Here is a 19,554-nt window from a genome sequence, read left to right on the forward strand (position 1 = left end):
TGCGCCCCGGGAATTGGCTCCGGTTTCCTGCCCGGTCCGGGAACTTTGCCTGGAAGAGTCCGGCTTCTGGTTTTTGGATGATGGATTCATACGCAGCTCCTTTGTCATTGGTAAAAAGTAAGCAGACAGCCGGATTTCTGATTAAAAATTCCGGACATCGGCAATTAATAAAAGTATAGGTATTTTTTGGATTTTCGTCAACAGATTTTCTCTTTTTGTCCAGAAGGTTTTCTGCTATAATGGGGATGTCCGGAACATGCGCCGGAATATATAAATATGGTGTCGGGATTATTTTGGGCAGCAGTTATGGACTGTTTTCTGCCTCAGATATCATCCGGATAAATACAGAAGATGGAGAAAAAATATGTTATATATTGGAAATCATACAACCTCATCCAAAGGTTATGAAAAAATGGCTCAGCAGATGATCGCAAACGGAGGAAATACCTTTGCGTTTTTTACAAGAAATCCAAGAGGAGGCAATGCCAAGGCTATTGACGAGACAGATGTGAAGAAGTTTCTTTCACTTGCCGGGGACAATGGATTTGGAAAAATCGTGGCTCATGCGCCTTATACTATGAACTGCTGCGCAGCTAAGGAAAATCTCAGAGAATTTGCCAGAAATACTATGGCGGACGACCTGAAACGAATGGAATATACGCCGGGAAATTATTATAATTTTCATCCCGGAAGTCATGTGGGACAGGGAGCAGAAACAGGAATTCAGAAGATTGCGGAGATCTTAAATGAAGTTCTTACTGAAGAGCAGACCACAACGGTTCTTCTGGAAACAATGGCCGGTAAAGGCTCTGAAGTCGGAAGGGATTTTCAGGAGCTTCGGCGTATCCTGGATCTGGTGGAAAAAGACCATAAAATGGGAATCTGCCTGGATACCTGCCATGTGTGGGACGGAGGATATGATATTGTCAATGATCTGGACGGAGTTCTGACAGAGTTTGACCAGGTGATCGGTCTGGAGCGTTTAAAGGCGGTTCACCTGAATGACAGTATGAATGGACTTGGAAGCCATAAAGACCGCCATGCAAAGATCGGAGAGGGGCAGATTGGACTGGAAGCGCTGGTGCGGGTTATCCGGCATCCGGCTTTAAAAGAGATTCCGTTCATTCTGGAAACTCCCAATGATGATGAGGGTTGGACAAGAGAAATCGCTCTTCTTCGAGAAGAATATGAAAAGTAAACAGCTGTAAAAATACAGAAGAAACATTGTTCAAATATTTATATGCAGCTTTTACTGTGTGATGTATCGCATTATAAAACAAAGCTCCCCTGTCTGATGCCAGTTAAGAAGCATTTCAGCAGGGGAGTTTTTACTTAGAACTTTACTTCGTTTTTTAGTTTTTTATTATCGCGGAAATCTGATGCATTCTGAAGGGTAGTCTCGGCTATATTTGTGAGAGCCTCTTCTGTAAAAAATCCCTGATGGGAAGTCATTGCCACATTGGGGAAAGACAGAAGACGCTGAATGGTGGAGCTTTGCAGAATCCTTTCAGACATATCTTCGTAAACAAGCTCAGATTCTTCTTCGTATACGTCAAGACCTACCGCATAAAATTTATGATCCCGGATTCCTGAGATCAGATCTTCTGTTTTGATCAGGCCGCCTCTGGAAGTATTAACCAGAATCACACCGTCCTTCATTTTTGCAATAGAAGAGGCATTGATCAGATGGTGGGTTTCTTCGGTGAGAGGGCAGTGAAGGCTGATCAGATCACTGGTACTTAAAAGCTCGTCCAGAGATACATATTCCAGAAAATCCAGTTCGTTGCTGGGATAAAGGTCATAAGCAATGACGCGCATACCAAATCCCCGGCAGATCCTTGCCATGGCAAGTCCGATCTTTCCGGTTCCTACGATTCCGGCTGTTTTCTGATAAAGATTAACGCCCATAAGTCCGTTGAGAGCAAAATTATTTTCCCTGCATTTAATATAAGCCTTGTGGGTGTGGCGATTGGCTGTAAGCGCAAGAGCCATGGCATGCTCTGCAACCGCTTCAGGAGAATAGCCAGGTACCCGGAGAACCTTGATACCATATTTTGCTGCAGACTGCAGATCCACATTGTTATACCCGGCGCAGCGCATGAGGATCAGTTTAATGCCCTGAGCATGAAGCTCATTGATCACAGGAGTGCCGATATCAGCATTGACAAAAGCGCAGATTCCGTCATAGCCTTTTGCCAGAGAGGCTGTTTCTTCATAAAGATTGGCTTCAATAAACTTAAAAGTAATTCCCGGATATTTCGGGGCGAGCTTATCAAAAAACTGCTGATCATAGTCCTTTGCGCCATAAAATAAAATTTTCATAAGAAGCTCCTTTCTGAGAGTATGTACTGAAAGTATCAGAATTATAGCTGATATGATGCTCTGAAACTGCTGATGAAAGAGGAACATGGAAACAGGAACATTTACAGAAAAACAGCTCCTGAATATAAATACTGTGTGTACAAGTTAATGAAACTATACCTGGATTTTTATGGAAAGTAAAGAGAAAACAAATAAAATTACTGCGAAATTACTGTGAACAAAGTGAATAATAAAAATAAAAAAGTTTTACTGACTTGAAATTTTAAATTCCAGTGCATGATTAAATTCCATATGGGTTTTAATTTTTCAATTTTTAAAAAATTTTTACTGCTTTGCAGTTGTTATTTTTGAGGACATTGTTATAAGAGTTAAAAATAAATAAAGAACTATAAAAGAGCAAATATTGAATTTTGCACAATAGAATCCGTGATGATTTTGTGCACTTTTTTCAAGTTTGCTCATTTATGGATAATAAATTAATAATAAGCAGATGTAGAATTTTGCATGGTAGAATCCGTAATATGCGGATGCAAGGAAAACATAAATTTTACAGGTACATTTTAAAAGACAAAATAATAAAAAATTTGCAAAAGGAAGAGAAAAAATGGAAGAATTACAGATAACAGGACTTACAGAAAAAGATTATGAAAGCGTAAACAAAGCTTATCATAAGCTTCATGAAGAGCATGTAAAGGGAAGACCGGATATTTATACAGATACCCGGGAACTTCTGACAAAGGAGGAGTTTCAGGAGATTGTAAAAAGCAAAGAGTACGTGGCTGTGGGTGCAAAAAAACAGGAAGAACTGGCTGGCTTTGTGATCGCAAAGAGAAAGGTGACTCCGGAAAATCCCATGCTGAAAAAGAATCATACTTTGTATATTGACGCAATTTATGTAATGGAAAAGTTCAGAAAGCAGGGAGTGGGAAGAAGCCTGTATTCTTACCTGGAAGTTCTGGCAGAAAAAGAAAGCCTTCAGAGAATCGATCTTAAGGTATGGGCTTTTAACGCAGGGGCAGTTGCCTTTTATGAAAGTCTGGGATTTCAGGTGCAGAGTTTTAACATGGAAAGAAGATTTTAGAGGGATAAAATTTTTGTAAAGATCCTACGACTATTGATTCAGGGATTATGAGTTTTGAACCTCCTGGTGGTTGGCAGACAGGCACCTGGAGGTTTTTTATTATTCTTATTAACTATAAATGAGCAAATATCAAATTTTGCACAATAGAATCCGTAACACACAGACATAAAGGGAATATTAAGCTTTATATGTGCATCTTATAAAGACAAATTCGTGATGATTTTGTGTACTTTTTCAAATTGCTCATTTATAGCTTATTAAAATAAAAAATGCCGAAGTGCATATTCATTCAAGTATACACCCCGGCATTTACTGTAAAACGTTCTCTTACACAAAAGAATAGAGATCCTTATAAAAATCAGGATAGGAGATATTAACGCATTCTCCGCCCCGGATATCCATAGTTCCCTCACAGATTGTTCCGGCTACTGCAAAGGACATGGCGATCCGGTGATCCAGATGGGAATCAATGACAGCTCCGTGAAGGGGCTTCCCGCCGTGAATGATCATTCCGTCATCTGTTCCCTCAATGTCTGCGCCCATTCGTTTCAGGTTATCCACCATAACCGCAATCCGGTCAGATTCCTTTACCTTCAGCTCCTGAGCGTCCCGGATCACGGTTGTTCCTTCTGCAAAGGCTGCCATAACTGCCAGCATGGGAATTTCATCGATCAGGGTCGGGATATCTGCTCCTTCAATGACGGTTCCTTTCAGACTGCTTGTACGGATCAGAAGGTCAGCCGTAGGCTCCCCGTCATGCTTTTCATTTAAAAGAGTAAGGTCAGCTCCCATGGCGCGGCAGATTTTAAGGATTCCTGCTCTGGTAGGATTAATGCCTACATTTTTAAGAAGAATCTCACTGTCTGGAGTCAGAAGACCTGCGGCAATAAAATAGGCGGCAGATGAAATATCTCCGGGAACAGTGATTTCTCTTGCCTCAAGAACAGGCTCCGGTTTAATGGAGGCTGTGGTATTTTCCGAAGTTATTTCAGCGCCGAAATAATTCAGCATAATCTCGGTATGGTTTCTGGAAAGGAAAGGTTCCGTTACACTGGTAATACCATCGCCGTACATACCTGCCAGAAGTACGCAGGATTTTACCTGAGCGGAAGCTACCGGAGAATCGTAGTGAATGGCATGAAGGTTTTTTCCATGAATCATAAGCGGAGCGCATCCGTTTCCCTTCTGGCTTGTGATGTCTGCTCCCATGAGGGTAAGAGGAGTAATGATCCGGTTCATGGGACGGGTACGGATAGAGTCGTCTCCGTCAAGTCTGGAAGAAAAATCCTGACCTGCCAGGATTCCGGAGATCAGTCTGGTGGTGGTTCCGCTGTTACCTACATCAAGAGTTTCTGTTGGGGAGATCAGTCCGTGGAGACCTTTTCCCCGCACAAGGATTCCCTCTTTGGTGTGTTCAATTTCAATTCCCATTTTGCGGAAGCAGGAAATTGTAGAAAGGCAGTCGGCGCCTTCCAGAAAGTGAGAGATTTTTGTGGTTCCTTTTGCGAGAGCGCCGAACATGACTGCCCTGTGGGAAATGGATTTATCTCCGGGAACAGTAAGTGTTCCCCGAAGACCTGTCTGTTTTTTGATTTCCATATCATTACCTACCGTTCATATACAATATAATTTCTTTTTTTCAGAAGAGCGGCGCCGCGCTTCATAGCGTCCTCCTCATAAAATTCAATTTTCAGCACGCCCTGTTCAAATTCACGGTTGTGGATAATGCCGATATTTTTGATGCTGATATTATCCATGGCAAGAATTGTAGCAATAGTGGCAATTCCGCCTGCTTCATCCACAATATCAAGATAAAGAACATATGCTTTGGTGATCAGTCCGCAGGAGGTTACGTCAATAGAATCACGGTAATCTCTGGAAGCGGCAAAAAGCTGATAAAGCTGGTCCGCATCTTTGTTGTCAACAGAGCAGCGGATCTGGATCAGCATGCGAATATATTCGTCCAGAACAGTGGAAATATTTTTTGTGTTTTCCAGGCAGATCTGCTGCCACATGACAGGAGAGGAGGAGGCAATGCGGGTAATATCCCGGAAACCGCCTGCCGCAATGGTTTTCATATATTCTGCATCGTTGTCAAGGGAGCTGATCAGATTTACCAGAGAGGAGGCAATGATATGGGGAAGGTGGCTGACACCTGCCGTGATAAAATCATGCTCTTCTGCAGTGAGGACCATGGGTATTGCCCCCAGTGAATCTACAAGCTCTGAAAATTCAGTTAATTTATTTAAAGAAACCTGTCCTCCCGGTGTCAGGATATAGTAGGCGTTTTCCAGAAGATGATCGGAAGAGTTGGAAAAGCCTGACCGTTCGGAACCTGCCATGGGATGGCCGCCGATAAAGCAGTGATCCATTTCCAGCTTTTCTACAGCTTCATGGATCGGTCCTTTTACACTTCCGGCATCTGTGATGATGCAGCTGTCGGAAATGACAGTTTTCAGGTATTTCAGATATTCTATGTTATATTCAACAGGGGCGCACAGAAAAACATAGTCGCAGATTTTATAACGTTCGTCTTCCTTTTCCAGTACACCGTCAATAACACCGCTGTTTAAAGCGGCGGCAAGAGTTTCTTTATGTCTGGCGTATGCCAGGATATGGTAATCCGGATGAAATTTGCGGATTGCTTTTGCAATAGAGCCTCCGATCAGTCCAAGGCCGATAAAACCAATGGTTTTCATATGTTCAGGTATCCTTTCCCATGAAAAATATATTCATATTTTAAAAGATAAGGAGAAAAAAGTCAAATACTGTAGAGAAAAGTAAAAATTCGTGAAATTTTCACATTATTTCCGTAAAAAAAGTTGTTAAAATTATATAAAATACTTGAAAAAGCTGAGAAATTTTAGTAAAATATGAACATATCAGACAAACAGGGAGGTATTACATATGGACGTTTATAGAACTGACCGAATCAGAAATGTAGTCCTATTAGGTCACGGGGGCTCCGGCAAAACTACACTGGCAGAGGCAATGGCATATCTTGCGGGAATGACAAGCCGCCTGGGAAGAGTTGAGGATGGAAATACAGTCAGTGATTTTGATAAAGAGGAGATTAAGAGACACTTTTCTATTTCTGCATCATTGATTCCTGTTCCGTGGGATAAGGTGAAAATCAATGTTCTTGACACTCCTGGATATTTTGATTTTGTGGGAGAGGTAGAAGAAGCAGTCAGCGCAGCAGATGCAGCCATCATTGTTGTTTCCGGCAAGGCGGGGGTTCAGGTGGGAACACAGAAAGCATGGAATCTCTGTGAGAAATACAAGCTTCCGCGTATGCTCTTTGTAACAGATATGGATATGGATGATGTCAGCTATCGTAAGGTCGTGGAAGAGCTGACAGAGCTTTACGGCAAAAAGATCGCGCCTCTTCATTTCCCGATCCGTGAAGACGGAAAGTTTGTGGGCTATGTAAATGTTGTAAAACAGGCCGGAAGAAAATATATCGACCGAGGCGGCAAGCAGGAATGTGAGATTCCGGAATATCTGAATGAATATCTGGAAAAATATCATGACATTCTTATGGAATCTGTGGCAGAGACAAGCGAAGAATTTATGGATCGTTATTTTGAGGGCGATGAGTTCTCTGTAACAGAGGTTTCTGCAGCTCTTGCAACAAATGTACAGGACGGAAGCATTGTTCCGGTATGCATGGGCGCTCCCGTAAGCTTAAGAGGCGTATCCAACCTTCTGGATGATATCTGCGGATATTTCCCAAGCCCGGATAAACGTTCCTGCAACGGAATTTCCCAGAAGACAAATGAGATCTTTGAGGCAAATTATGATTTTGCCAAAGCGAAATCCGCATATGTATGGAAAACCATTGTTGACCCGTTTATCGGCAAATATTCCTTTATCAAGGTTGCTTCCGGTGTTATCAAATCCGATGATACACTTCTCAATGTAGAAAAAGGAGAGGAAGAGCGCCTGAATAAGCTGTATGTTCTGGAAGGCTCCAAGCCTTATGAGGTTCCGGAACTTCATGCAGGTGACATCGGTGCCATTGCCAAGCTGAACAGCGTACAGACAGGCGACAGCCTTGCTACCAAGACTGCACCGGTTCTTTATCCGAAGGCTGTGATCTCTACTCCTTATACCTGCAAGAGATATAAAGCAGTTAAGAAGGGCGATGAGGATAAAATTTCTCAGGCTCTTGCAAAAATGACAAGTGAGGATAAGACTCTCCGTGCAGAAAATGATTCTGCCAACAGACAGACACTTCTTTACGGTATGGGCGATCAGCATCTTGATATTATTGTAAATAAACTGAAAGACCGTTATAAGGTTGACATTGAGCTTTCCAAACCAAAGGTTCCGTTCCGTGAGACGATCCGCAAGAATTCTGATGTGGAAGGAAAGCACAAAAAACAGTCCGGCGGACACGGACAGTATGGTCATGTTAAAATGCGTTTTGCACCTTCCGGTGATCTGGAAACACCATATGAGTTCGAGCAGGTAGTTGTAGGCGGAGCTGTTCCGAAGAACTACTTCCCGGCAGTGGAAAAAGGACTTCAGGAATGTGTTCTGAAAGGACCTCTTGCTTCCTATCCGGTTGTTGGTGTGAAAGCAACTCTTTATGACGGTTCCTATCATCCGGTTGACTCTTCAGAGATGGCATTTAAGATGGCTACGATCCTTGCGTTTAAGAAAGGATTTATGGATGCTTCTCCGGTTCTTCTTGAGCCCATCGTCAGCATGAAGGTAACGGTTCCGGATAAATACACCGGAGACGTTATGGGCGATCTGAACAAGCGCCGCGGCCGTGTTCTGGGAATGAATCCGGATCATGATGGAAATACTGTAATTGAGGCAGATATCCCAATGCTTGAGATTTACGGATATTCCACAGATCTTCGTTCCATGACAGGCGGAAGCGGAGACTTCTCCTATGAATTTGCCCGCTATGAGCAGGCTCCGGCAGATATCCAGAAAAAGGAGATCGAGGCAAGAGCAGCCAAAGATGACGGAGCAGAGGATAAATAAAAAATAATTCCATGTCAGATGATGGGGAGAGATATTTTAAGGCACAGGATTAGGTCCTGTGCCTTGATTATAGAGTTAAAAATTGTAAGTATTAGATACATTACGGGTTCAGCAGTTCTTCTGATAGCTGAAAGAAGGTAGCCGATAATATATTATTTCATTTCTTTTCTTTAATCAGTTGATAAATCAACTTTTTCTGATTGTCTGTTAAATAAATCCACTGAGTAAATAAATCTAATTGATCCCTATTCAATTGAACAGTAAAATTATTATCTGAAAAGGTTACTTTAATAAGCTTAAAAGAGAGCTTCCAATAGTTCCTTCCGGCATTTTTACTCCGAAATTAACTGCTATAGTTGCGCCTACCACCGCAAAGGTTTCCTGTTCCGGAATTTCAGCCCCGCCTTTCATAGAGGGAGAGTAAGCCAGGAAGGGAACCTTTTCACGGGTATGGTCTGTTCCTGTGTAGGTGGGATCGTTGCCGTGATCTGCTGTGATGATCAGAAGATCGTCCTTTTTCATTAAATCCAGAAGCCTGCCAAGGTTTACGTCAAATTTCTCAATTTCCCGGGCATAGCCTTCGGGATCTCTTCTGTGTCCCCAGAGAGCATCAAAATCCACCAGGTTCACGAAGCAGAGACCGTGGAAATCTGTCTGAGCAATTTCAAGGGTCTGTTCCATACCGTGTACAGAACTTTTTGACTTGTGGGAGTCAGTGATTCCCTGACCGTCAAAAATATCCCTGATTTTTCCTACCGAGATCACATCCAGTCCGGAGGCCTTCAGCGCATCCAAAGCTGTTTTGCCAAAGGGCTTCAGCGCATAGTCGTGGCGGTTGCTGGTACGCTTAAATTCACCTTTCTTTTTGCCCGTATAGGGGCGGGCAATGACCCGACCTACCCGCCATTCTTCCTTCATAGTCAGTTCTCTGGCGATCTCACAGCAGCGATACAGCTCATCAAGACCAAAGGTTTCTTCATTTCCGCAGATCTGCATAACGGAATCCGCAGAAGTGTAAACGATCATATGACCTGTGGCAATTTCTTCTTCTGCAAGTTCATCCAGGATCTCAGTTCCGCTGGCGCTTTTATTCCCGATGACTGTGCGGCCAGTTCGTTTTTCAAGTTCCCTGATAAGCTCCGGAGGAAAGCCGGTTTCTGTGAAGGTTTTGAAAGGTCTGGTGACTTCCAGCCCCATCATTTCCCAGTGCCCGGTCATGGTGTCCTTGCCGTTGCTTTTTTCACAGAGCTTTCCGTAGTAAGCCAGAGGGGCAGAGGCAGGAGGAACCTGCTTCAAAGGGGTAATGTTTGCAAGACCCAGCTTCTGCAAAGTGGGAATATGGAAGGAGTCTGCAGTCTGAGAAATATGTCCCAGAGTATTTACACCCACATCTCCGAAAGCCGGGGAATCCGGCATGGCTCCAACTCCCAGAGAATCCGCAACAATCACAAAAATACGTCTGAATTTTTCCATCATCCATTTACCTCATTTGATAAAAATAAAATAGACTTTTAACGTTTCAAACATCTGTACTATAGTTAGTATAATCCTGTTTTTGGGGTTTGCCAAGGGATTGTCAGTAAAATAACTGTAAATGAGCAAATTTAAACAGATGTACAAAAGCCTTTCTGGTTTGTCTTTGCAAGATGTATATAGAGAGTTTAATGTTTTTTATGTCCGCACATTACGGGTTTTATAATACTTAATCTGGCATTTGTCCGTTTACAGCGTGTTATCAGTTTTATGACAGGTTTCCTGCAGGTTGATTTTTTTAACAAAGATTAATTGATACTCCATTGTTTTCCGGTTGGTGATTTTTTATAATACAGTCAGGAGGTGGAGCTGATGAAGGAAATCAGGCTTGGCCGTGTTCTGGTGGGAAACCGTCATAAACGTGGGATTACCCAGGATGAACTGGCTGCATATTTAGGAGTATCCAAAGCTGCTGTTTCCAAATGGGAAACCGGAGTTTCCCATAGTTAAAGATACCACACCAAATATGACGAACCCACGCTTATACAGAACTGCAAAAGATATAAAGGCTTGATGTAAGTAATAACTACTGCATCAGGCTTTTTTCTTACACTATTCCGATTTAAATATCTATAACGATGAATTGAAATTTTCACATTTTCGTGATATACTATCATGAGTGATTATCATGGCAAGGAGGACTATATGGCTGTAACATATAAAAAACTATTTCACTTGCTGATAGACCGGGGCATCCCGACCGCCGCATTGACGGAGAAAGCTGGATTTAGTGCTAATATTCTAACCCGACTAAGGCGTGACCAGTATGTATCTTTGGATAGTATCGAAAAGATATGTTTTGCTCTTGATTGCAAGGTGGATGATATTCTGGACTTTATTCCCGATGAAAAGGAGAAAGAAAATGGCTGATATAAGAAAAGAACAAGAGCGTGATGAACTCCATCGGGCGATATGGGCGATTGCCGATGAACTGCGTGGAAGCGTGGACGGATGGGATTTCAAGTCCTATGTGCTGGGTATGATGTTCTATCGCTATATATCTGAAAACCTAACAAATTACATCAACGAGGGCGAGATTGAAGCCGGAGAAGTGGGCTTTGATTATGCACAGTTGTCCGATGAAGATGCTGAACAGGCTCGCGAGGACTTGGTTAAAACGAAGGGATTCTTCATTCTGCCCAGCGAGCTTTTCTGCAATGTCAGAAAGAGAGCCGCAAATGACGAAAATCTGAATATGACTTTGGAAGCTGCCTTTAACCACATTGAGGAATCAGCAAAGGGCAGCGAAAGCGAAGATAATTTTGCGGGATTGTTTGATGATATTGACGTCAACAGCAACAAGCTGGGAACCACCGTTGCAAAGCGTAATGCAAACCTCGTGAAGCTGATCGAGGGCGTTGCAAACATGGGCTTGGGAAACTACAAGGATAATTCCATTGATGCCTTTGGCGATGCTTACGAATACCTTATGAGTATGTACGCATCCAACGCCGGAAAAAGCGGCGGTGAGTTCTTCACTCCCCAAGAGGTTTCCGAGCTTCTGACTCGTATGGCTGTTGCTGGGAAAACAGAGGTCAACAAGGTTTATGACCCTGCTTGTGGTTCTGGTTCTCTGCTTCTGAAAGCGGCGAAAATTCTTGGCAAAGAGAATGTCCGTCAGGGATTTTACGGTCAGGAAATCAACCTGACTACATACAACCTTTGCCGCATCAATATGTTCCTGCATGACATTGATTTTGACAAGTTTGACATTGCCCACGAAGATACTTTGTTGTCTCCGCAGCATTGGGACGATGAACCGTTTGAGGTTATTGTTTCAAATCCCCCTTACTCTATTAAGTGGGAGGGCGATGACAATCCTGTTTTGATAAATGACCCTCGTTTCTCTCCTGCCGGGGTGCTTGCACCGAAGTCAAAAGCTGACCTTGCCTTTATCATGCACTCTCTGGCATGGCTTGCCACCAACGGAACTGCGGCGATTGTCTGCTTCCCCGGCATCATGTACCGTGGCGGAGCTGAGAAGAAGATCCGCCAGTATCTGATTGACAACAACTTCATTGACTGCGTGATCCAGCTGCCCAGCAATCTGTTCTATGGCACATCCATCGCCACCTGCATCATGGTGCTGAAAAAGAACAAGCGGGACAACCAGACCCTGTTCATCGATGCCTCCAAGGAGTTTGTAAAGGTCACCAATAACAATAAGCTGACCGAGGAAAACATCCGCAAAATTGTGGATGCCTTTGCATCCCGGGAGAATACGGATTACTTTGCCCGTTGTGTGCCTTTTGAAGAAATCAAGGAGCAGGACTATAACCTGTCTGTCAGCACCTATGTGGAAGCCGAGGACACCCGGGAAGTGATTGACATTCGGAAACTCAACGCCGAAATTGAGCAAATCGTCGCCCGGGAGCAGAAGCTGCGAGAAGAGATTGATCGGATTATTGGGGAGATTGAGGGATGAGTTATTCAGAAATAATCAGCATTTTCATTTCTGTAGTCTCAATAATTATTGCATTGGCTGCTCTGTTTCAAACAAACAGGCAGATTGCATTGAGCAACAAACAACAATTATTTGATCGGCGGCTATCCCGCTATCTTGAGTTTAATATGATCTACTCTTTATATGATACAAATAAGCTGTATCTTAAAGACGAGACAACCTTTTACCACACAAATGACCTGATATTTTTGTGGCTGACCAACTGCGTTGATTTAGAAGAAATGATGCTTGCGGTTTCTAATCCTTTGCACCAGAAAGAACAGAAGATCCTGCTTACAAAATATGAGCGGTTAAAAAACGCCGCAATCGAAATCGCAATGGTATATGACGGTGATGCCGCCGTGATAGCCGGAGAATTTGTCTCGTCATTTGCGGATTTGCTTAAAGCAATGTATCAGCAACAAGTGTATATTTCAAAGTTGAAAGAGCAGGAAGAAAGAGACGGAATACCACTTTATCTTGATGACTATGAAGAGAAGTGCAAGAAAATGGCTGAAAGTATCGGACTATTTGAATTACGGAATAGACTCGAACATCTGTATAGCGAGATTGCTTGCAAAAAAGTACTTGATAAAATGAAAGACAGCTTGCGTCTAACGAAGGTGAGAAGATGACTAAACTTGACGAATTGATTCAGGAGCATTGCTCTGATGGGGTGGAATATAAAAAAATAGGAGCGGTGGTTTCAATTGAACGTGGTAAGAGGTTGGTTCGAGAACAGCTTTCAGCAGACCGTGGTTATCCTGTGTTCCAAAATAGCATGACCCCTCTCGGATACCATTCTGATTACAATTATCCAGAAAATACTGCTTTCATGATTGGAGCAGGTGCAGCTGGTGAAATTGGCTTCAGCACCGTAAAGTTCTGGGCTGCTGACGATTGCTATCCAATGGTATGTGGCGAAGATATCTCCAGCAGATACTTATATCACGCACTTTTAAGACTTCAACCGCAAATCAAATCAAGAGTTCGGAAAGCCAGTATTCCGAGATTGTCAAGGGCATCAATCGAGCAATTTGATATCCCCGTCCCCCCTCTGCCTGTCCAGCGTGAAATTGTCCGGATTCTGGACAATTTCACCGAGCTTACAGCAGAGCTTACAGCAGAGCTTACAGCAGAGCTTACAGCGCGACAAAAACAATATAATTATTATAGGAATAAGCTACTGACCTTCAATGGTGCTGATATTCCCATCGTCCAGCTCCGTACTGTTGTCAAAAAGAGCTGTTCTGGCTCTACTCCTACTAAAGGAAATTCTGGCTACTATGAGAACGGTACTATTCCATGGATAAGGACGCAGGATGTTCGCTTTAATGAAATTACTGAAGTGGATAGCTATATAACTGAAAAAGCAGTTGCAGAGACCGCAGTAAAGTGGATACCGGAGAATTGCGTGATTGTTGCAATTTCTGGTGCTACTGCTGGAAGATGTGCTATTAACAAGATAAAAGCAACCACCAATCAGCATTGTCTGAATTTGGAGATTGATGAGAGCAAAGCCTTGTATAGATACATCTACTACTGCATTTACAACAAGTATGATGAACTCCTTAGCAGAAAGCAAGGAGCAAGAGGCGATTTGAACTCATCTTTGGTATTGTCCCTTGAAATTCCCATTCCTGCACTTGATGTTCAGAGACGCCTTGTATATGTTCTGGACAATTTCGATGCTATCTGCTCAGATCTCAAAATCGGTCTCCCTGCGGAGATTGAAGCAAGGCAGAAGCAATACGAGTTCTATCGTGATGCTCTCTTGACTTATGCCGCAACTGGCAAGACAATCTTGACAGACAGACAGACAGACAGACAGACAGACAGACAGACAGACAGACAGACAGACAGACAGACGAGCTTAATGGCTTGATTCTGCTTTGTCAATATGTTTTTGGTTTTATTTCTATTACGCTGAACATGATTTCTGAAAACCATGACAGTAAGAGAAAGCCTATCACAAGTGGCAACCGTGAAGCTGGCGAGTACCCGTACTACGGTGCATCCGGCATTGTTGATTATGTGAGTGGTTATATCTTTGATGGAGATTATCTGCTTGTTTCCGAGGATGGAAACAATTTGGTGGCACGAAGCACACCGATTGCGTTCTCTATATCGGGCAAGAATTGGGTAAATAACCATGCTCATGTTTTGGAGTTTGATTGTTATGCAACGAGAAGATATGTCGAGTTTTACTTGAACGCTATCGACCTTTCACAATTTATTTCTGGTGGAGCACAACCGAAGCTGAACCAGAAGAACCTTAACACAATACCGATTCCGCTTCCTGCTATCAAGGAACAGGAGCGTATCGTAGGCATACTTGACCGCTTTGATACCCTCTGCAATGACATTTCTTCCGGCTTACCAGCAGAGATTGAAGCGAGGACGAAGCAATACGAATACTATCGTGATAAGCTACTGACTTTTGAGCCAGCTAAATAGAAAGGAGTACCATGCTCAGTTCAGATTCATTAAAAGAAATTTCAAACATTTTCTGTGGTGATACGGCGGACTTTTACACATATAAGCAAGGATATAAACTGGTAGAGTTCTTTAACTCTAACTTTGGAACGAAAGATGTCTATCGTTCTGGCTTTCCGTCAAGGTGGGCGTACGTCCACGATAAACTTGTAGATTTAATCAACAGCCATCAAATTGACAAGTTCTTCAATATTGTTCTTGGCAAAAGTTACTTAATGCAAGAACAATCGTTATCAGAAGTCGAGGCTGCCGAAAAAATTGAGACTATATATGCCGAATTCAATCGTATTATCCATAGAGATTTGTGTAAGATAACTCGAAGCAATGGACGCTATCATCTTGTCAGGGAAAACGACGATTTAGAGCCAATCGGAAATGGCGGTTTTGCGAATGTATATCGGCAAAAGTCCACAGGATTCGTAGTGAAGAAGTTAAAGGACGACTATTTGACGGATACAGGTATCAGAAGTCGTTTCAAAAGAGAATACAACATCACAAAATCACTGCAAGATGCGTCTGGAATTATTCAAGTTTATACGTTCGATGAAGGTAATAGTTCCTATACAATGGAATATGCGGAGACGACGCTTGATAAATATGTTAAATCATTCGATTTATCCGATGATATAAAGTTGAATTGTATTCGCCAAATCCTTTATATTATGACGGAAGTACACAAACGTGACATTATTCATAGAGATATAAGTGCGAATAATATCTTTATTATTTCTGGAATGATCAAAATCGCAGATTTCGGATTGGGAAAAGACTTGAATGTCTTTACCTCTCACCAAACAATGCACACCAACGCAGTAGGACAATTCTATTACTGTGCACCGGAACAGTTTATGATGCTTAAAGATGGGGATAAACGTAGTGATGTGTATTCCCTTGGTCGTGTTATAAATTTCATTATGACGGGCGACCCAAGAAATTCACACCATATTTACAGAAACATTGCAGAAAAAGCCACAAATTCAGATGCAGCATATCGTTATGCTGATGCAGGGCAGCTATCCATCTTTTTTGAGAAAGCGGTATCCTATAAGCAACAAGCTGAAAACCAAACACGTATAGACGAAAAAATCACAAGGAAAGTTTTTGATGACGAAATTGAAAGCTATATATATGATTTGAGTGCAGAGAAAATATCCACATCAATTCTCCATGAGAAAAAGGGATTTGTTGACGTGTTACTGGCATTTATGAGAAAGAGTGAAGATCACGCTCAATACGTCATTCAGAGTGTGGATAAGTCGTATCGGGAAGTTTGTGGGAGGTCTTTTGTTGCCTATGACCCATTTGCATCTTTTGCGTACCAAATTCTGTGTGGTGGATTTTCCTATGTGGTGAATGAAACCGCAGCAAATATTTTGCGTTTTGTAGCCAGAGATGTTAATCGCTTCTCCGCACAACATATGATTGACGATATTAAAAATGTCGGGGTTGAGCCGATGATAGAAGAAATTCTAGATTCTTAATGAAAGGAGCGTGAAATCGTGAGTACATATAACATTGTGCTTTCGACCAATGAAAGCACTGTTGTGACCGAATATGAGCCACAAACCAAACGCTCTGATGCCTACCAGAGTGAAGCAGCTTTGGAAGCGGCATTTATCAAAATGCTCGGAGAACAGGGATATGAGTATGTGACGATCCACAGCCCCGATGCACTCATTGCCAATCTCCGCAGACAGTTAGAATTGTTGAACAACTATCAGTTTACGGATAAGGAATGGGACAGCTTTTTCAAAAGCAAGATTGCCAATGCCAATGAGGACATCGTGGAAAAGACCCGAAAAATTCAGGAAGATTATGTGCAGAACCTGACCCGTGAGGACGGGACTACCATGAACATCTCCCTGATTGACAAAAAGAACATCCACAATAACCGACTGCAAGTTATCAACCAGTATGAGGAAACAGCCGGAAAACATGATACCCGATATGATGTTACCATTCTGGTGAACGGTCTGCCGCTAGTTCATGTGGAATTAAAACGCCGTGGAGTGGCAATCAAGGAAGCATTCAATCAGATCAACCGCTATCAGCGTGATAGCTTTTGGGCTGGTTGTGGACTTTATGAGTATGTGCAGATTTTTGTAATCTCCAACGGCACATTTACAAAGTACTATTCTAACACTACCAGAGCAAGTCACATCAAGGAAAATGAAAATTCTTCCAAGAAGCACAGCAAGAAAACTTCTAACAGTTTTGAGTTCACTTCCTATTGGGCAGACGGCAATAACAAGGTCATTCCCGACCTTGTGGACTTCACAAAGACATTCTTTGCGAAGCACACCATTTTGAACATCTTGACAAAATATTGCGTGTTCACTTCTGAGGAATTGTTGCTCGTTATGCGACCTTATCAGATTGTGGCAACCGAGCGTATTTTGAACAGGATTGAAGTGTCCACCAACTACAAGAAAACAGGAACAATCGAAGCCGGAGGATATATCTGGCACACCACAGGAAGCGGTAAGACATTGACTTCCTTTAAGACAGCCCAGCTTGCGACAGGACTGACGTATATCGAAAAGGTTCTGTTTGTGGTTGATCGTAAGGACTTGGACTATCAGACCATTAAGGAATATGACCGCTTTGAAAAAGGTGCTGCCAACGGAAACAAGAGTACCGCTGTTTTGCAAAGACAGCTTGAGGACAGCACCTCCCGAATTATCGTAACGACCATTCAAAAATTGGATGTGTTCATTACGAAAAATCCGAACCACCCTATCCGTAACAAGCATATTGTTCTTGTGTTTGACGAGTGCCACCGCAGCCAGTTTGGAGACATGCACACCCGAATTGTCGGAGGGCAAATCAAAAAGGGCGAAAAGACAATCAAGGTGGAAAAGTATTTCAAGAACTATCATATCTTTGGATTTACTGGCACACCGATTTTCGCAGTCAATGCCGGAACAGGTGGAAATCCGAATCTCCGAACCACAGAGCAGGCTTTTGGTGCGAAGCTCCATACCTACACTATTGTGGATGCAATCAATGATGGAAATGTGCTGCCGTTCCGCATCGACTATATTAACACGGTCAAGCAGAAGGATGAAAAGCAGGACAAGCAGGTTGCCGCTATTGATACCGAGGAAGCATTGAGTTCGCCGGAGCGTATCACAGAGGTTGTGAAGTACATTCTGGAACACTTCGACCAAAAAACCATGCGAAATTCCTACTATAGTCTGAAAGGTCAGCGAGTAAACGGCTTTAACTCTATGTTCGCCGTCAGCTCTATTCCTGTCTGCAAAAAGTATTACCTGGAGCTTAAAAAACAGATTGCAGAACGGCACAGAGATTTGACCATTGCCACTATCTTCTCATTCGCTCCAAATGAAGCGGATAGTGCCGATGGTATTCTGGACGATGAAAGTTTTGACACCGATGACCTTGACCAGAGTTCCCGTGACTTTCTGGATATGGCAATTAAAGACTACAACAAGATTTTCAAAACCAATTTTGATACATCAAGCAAGGGTTTCCAAGATTACTACAAAGACCTTTCCGATAAGGTTAAGAAGCGTGAAGTCGATTTGCTGATTGTAGTCAACATGTTCTTGACGGGCTTCGATGCAACAACACTTAACACCCTTTGGGTAGATAAGAACTTGAAAATGCATGGTCTGATACAGGCATTTTCCAGAACGAACCGTATCCTCAATTCAGTCAAGTCCTTTGGTAATATTGTCTGCTTCCGTGATCTTGAAGAAGCTACCAACGATGCGATTGCATTGTTCGGAGACAAGGAAGCAAACGGTATTGTCCTCTTGAAATCTTATGAGGATTATTACTACGGTTGTGTCGATGATAAAGGTCGCGAGCAGAAAGGTTATGAGGAACGAATTGCCGAACTGTTGCAGAAATATCCTTTGGGACAGCCGATTGTCGGAGAGCAAAACAAGAAAGATTTTATTGTCCTGTTTGGCAACATTCTCCGTTTGAGAAATATCCTTGCTGCCTTTGACCGCTTTGCCGGAAATGAAATCCTATCTCCGATTGATTTCCAAGACTACACAGGCACATACCATGATGTGTACGAGGAAATCAAACCGAAACCGGGAAGCAAGGAAAGCATTATGGATGATGTTGTCTTTGAAATGGAGCTTGTCAAACAGGTGGAAGTCAACATTGATTATATCCTGATGCTGGTTGGGAAGTATCACGATGGAAACTGTGAGGATAAGGAAATCCTTGTTGCGATTGATAAAGCAATCAAATCCAGCTTGCAGCTTAGATCTAAAAAGGAACTGATTGAAAACTTTATTGCTACTATCAACACAAATACCGATGTCAATACTGACTGGCAGTGTTTTGTCAGAGAGCAGAGAGAGACCGATATTCAGACTTTGATCACTGAAGAAAAATTGAAACCGGAAGAAACGAGAAAGTTTGTGGAGAACGCTTTCCGTGATGGCGTACTCAAAACCACCGGCACAGATGTTGATCGACTGATGCCGCCCGTTTCCCGTTTCGGAGGTGGAGGTTCTCGTGATAAGAAGAAACAGACAGTTATTGAAAAACTAAAAGGGTTCTTTGAGAAATACTTTGGACTGGTTAGCCCAGAGGTTTCAAAAGAATCGGATAAGGTTACATATCTTTATGATACAGAACCAACACTATCTATGGTGGCAGAGGAACCGGCGCATTACGGAAAAGATATTTAGTG

At 42.6% G+C, this 19,554-nt stretch carries 15 protein-coding genes; 11 read left to right on the plus strand and 4 right to left on the minus strand.

Features of this window, described 5'->3' with window-relative positions; genetic code table 11:
- Positions 1 to 364: 364 nt before the first annotated feature.
- Entirely contained in the window at positions 365 to 1,198 is an 834-nt protein-coding gene (locus NSA57_RS13855; RefSeq protein ID WP_257465134.1) for a deoxyribonuclease IV, read from the plus strand.
- 134 nt (positions 1,199 to 1,332) lie between these two features.
- On the opposite strand, the gene NSA57_RS13860 is transcribed toward NSA57_RS13855, so the two are convergent.
- Positions 1,333 to 2,322 (minus strand): 2-hydroxyacid dehydrogenase, encoded by a 990-nt coding sequence (locus tag NSA57_RS13860; RefSeq protein ID WP_257465135.1) that lies wholly within the window; start codon positions 2,320 to 2,322, stop codon positions 1,333 to 1,335.
- 604 nt (positions 2,323 to 2,926) lie between these two features.
- Here NSA57_RS13860 and NSA57_RS13865 point away from each other — a divergent pair.
- The gene (locus tag NSA57_RS13865; RefSeq protein WP_257465136.1) at positions 2,927 to 3,403 is read left to right on the plus strand and encodes a GNAT family N-acetyltransferase; all 477 of its coding nucleotides are present in this window, start codon (positions 2,927 to 2,929) and stop codon (positions 3,401 to 3,403) included.
- Positions 3,404 to 3,730: 327 nt separating this feature from the next.
- Here NSA57_RS13865 and aroA read toward each other — a convergent pair whose 3' ends face one another.
- On the minus strand, positions 3,731 to 5,002 hold the full coding sequence (gene aroA, locus NSA57_RS13870; RefSeq protein WP_257465137.1) for a 3-phosphoshikimate 1-carboxyvinyltransferase: 1,272 nt from the start codon (positions 5,000 to 5,002) through the stop codon (positions 3,731 to 3,733).
- An 8-nt stretch (positions 5,003 to 5,010) separates the two neighbouring features.
- A complete protein-coding gene (locus NSA57_RS13875; protein ID WP_173752204.1) occupies positions 5,011 to 6,102 on the minus strand; it encodes a prephenate dehydrogenase in 1,092 nt (363 codons plus the stop codon).
- A 208-nt stretch (positions 6,103 to 6,310) separates the two neighbouring features.
- On the opposite strand from NSA57_RS13875, the gene NSA57_RS13880 reads away from it, so the two are divergent.
- Complete coding sequence (locus NSA57_RS13880) at positions 6,311 to 8,404, plus strand: elongation factor G (RefSeq protein ID WP_257465138.1); 2,094 nt, start codon at positions 6,311 to 6,313, stop codon at positions 8,402 to 8,404.
- Between the two features lie 282 nt (positions 8,405 to 8,686).
- On the opposite strand, the gene NSA57_RS13885 is transcribed toward NSA57_RS13880, so the two are convergent.
- The gene (locus NSA57_RS13885) at positions 8,687 to 9,877 is read right to left on the minus strand and encodes a phosphopentomutase (RefSeq protein ID WP_257465167.1); all 1,191 of its coding nucleotides are present in this window, start codon (positions 9,875 to 9,877) and stop codon (positions 8,687 to 8,689) included.
- A 372-nt stretch (positions 9,878 to 10,249) separates the two neighbouring features.
- On the opposite strand from NSA57_RS13885, the gene NSA57_RS13890 reads away from it, so the two are divergent.
- The 8 genes from NSA57_RS13890 to NSA57_RS13925 all read left to right on the plus strand — a co-directional run bounded on the left by NSA57_RS13890 (position 10,250) and on the right by NSA57_RS13925 (position 19,552).
- Complete coding sequence (locus NSA57_RS13890; protein WP_330601496.1) at positions 10,250 to 10,387, plus strand: helix-turn-helix domain-containing protein; 138 nt, start codon at positions 10,250 to 10,252, stop codon at positions 10,385 to 10,387.
- A gap of 195 nt (positions 10,388 to 10,582) precedes the next feature.
- Complete coding sequence (locus NSA57_RS13895; RefSeq protein ID WP_120485509.1) at positions 10,583 to 10,807, plus strand: helix-turn-helix domain-containing protein; 225 nt, start codon at positions 10,583 to 10,585, stop codon at positions 10,805 to 10,807.
- The gene (locus NSA57_RS13900; RefSeq protein ID WP_257465139.1) at positions 10,800 to 12,362 is read left to right on the plus strand and encodes a type I restriction-modification system subunit M; all 1,563 of its coding nucleotides are present in this window, start codon (positions 10,800 to 10,802) and stop codon (positions 12,360 to 12,362) included. The genes NSA57_RS13895 and NSA57_RS13900 overlap by 8 nt, the downstream gene beginning before the upstream one ends.
- Positions 12,359 to 13,015, plus strand: coding sequence for a hypothetical protein (locus tag NSA57_RS13905; protein ID WP_257465140.1), 657 nt, complete (start codon positions 12,359 to 12,361; stop codon positions 13,013 to 13,015). The genes NSA57_RS13900 and NSA57_RS13905 overlap by 4 nt, the downstream gene beginning before the upstream one ends.
- A complete protein-coding gene (locus NSA57_RS13910) occupies positions 13,012 to 14,265 on the plus strand; it encodes a restriction endonuclease subunit S (RefSeq protein ID WP_257465141.1) in 1,254 nt (417 codons plus the stop codon). The genes NSA57_RS13905 and NSA57_RS13910 overlap by 4 nt, the downstream gene beginning before the upstream one ends.
- The gene (locus NSA57_RS13915; protein ID WP_257465142.1) at positions 14,262 to 14,837 is read left to right on the plus strand and encodes a restriction endonuclease subunit S; all 576 of its coding nucleotides are present in this window, start codon (positions 14,262 to 14,264) and stop codon (positions 14,835 to 14,837) included. Before NSA57_RS13910 ends, NSA57_RS13915 begins: the two co-directional genes overlap by 4 nt.
- Before the next feature lie 11 nt (positions 14,838 to 14,848).
- Entirely contained in the window at positions 14,849 to 16,357 is a 1,509-nt protein-coding gene (locus NSA57_RS13920; protein WP_257465143.1) for a serine/threonine-protein kinase, read from the plus strand.
- 18 nt (positions 16,358 to 16,375) lie between these two features.
- On the plus strand, positions 16,376 to 19,552 hold the full coding sequence (locus NSA57_RS13925; protein ID WP_257465144.1) for a type I restriction endonuclease subunit R: 3,177 nt from the start codon (positions 16,376 to 16,378) through the stop codon (positions 19,550 to 19,552).
- Positions 19,553 to 19,554: the final 2 nt, after the last annotated feature.

Source organism: Blautia caecimuris, from assembly GCF_024622975.1.
Classification (GTDB): Bacteria; Bacillota; Clostridia; order Lachnospirales; family Lachnospiraceae; genus Blautia_A; species Blautia_A caecimuris.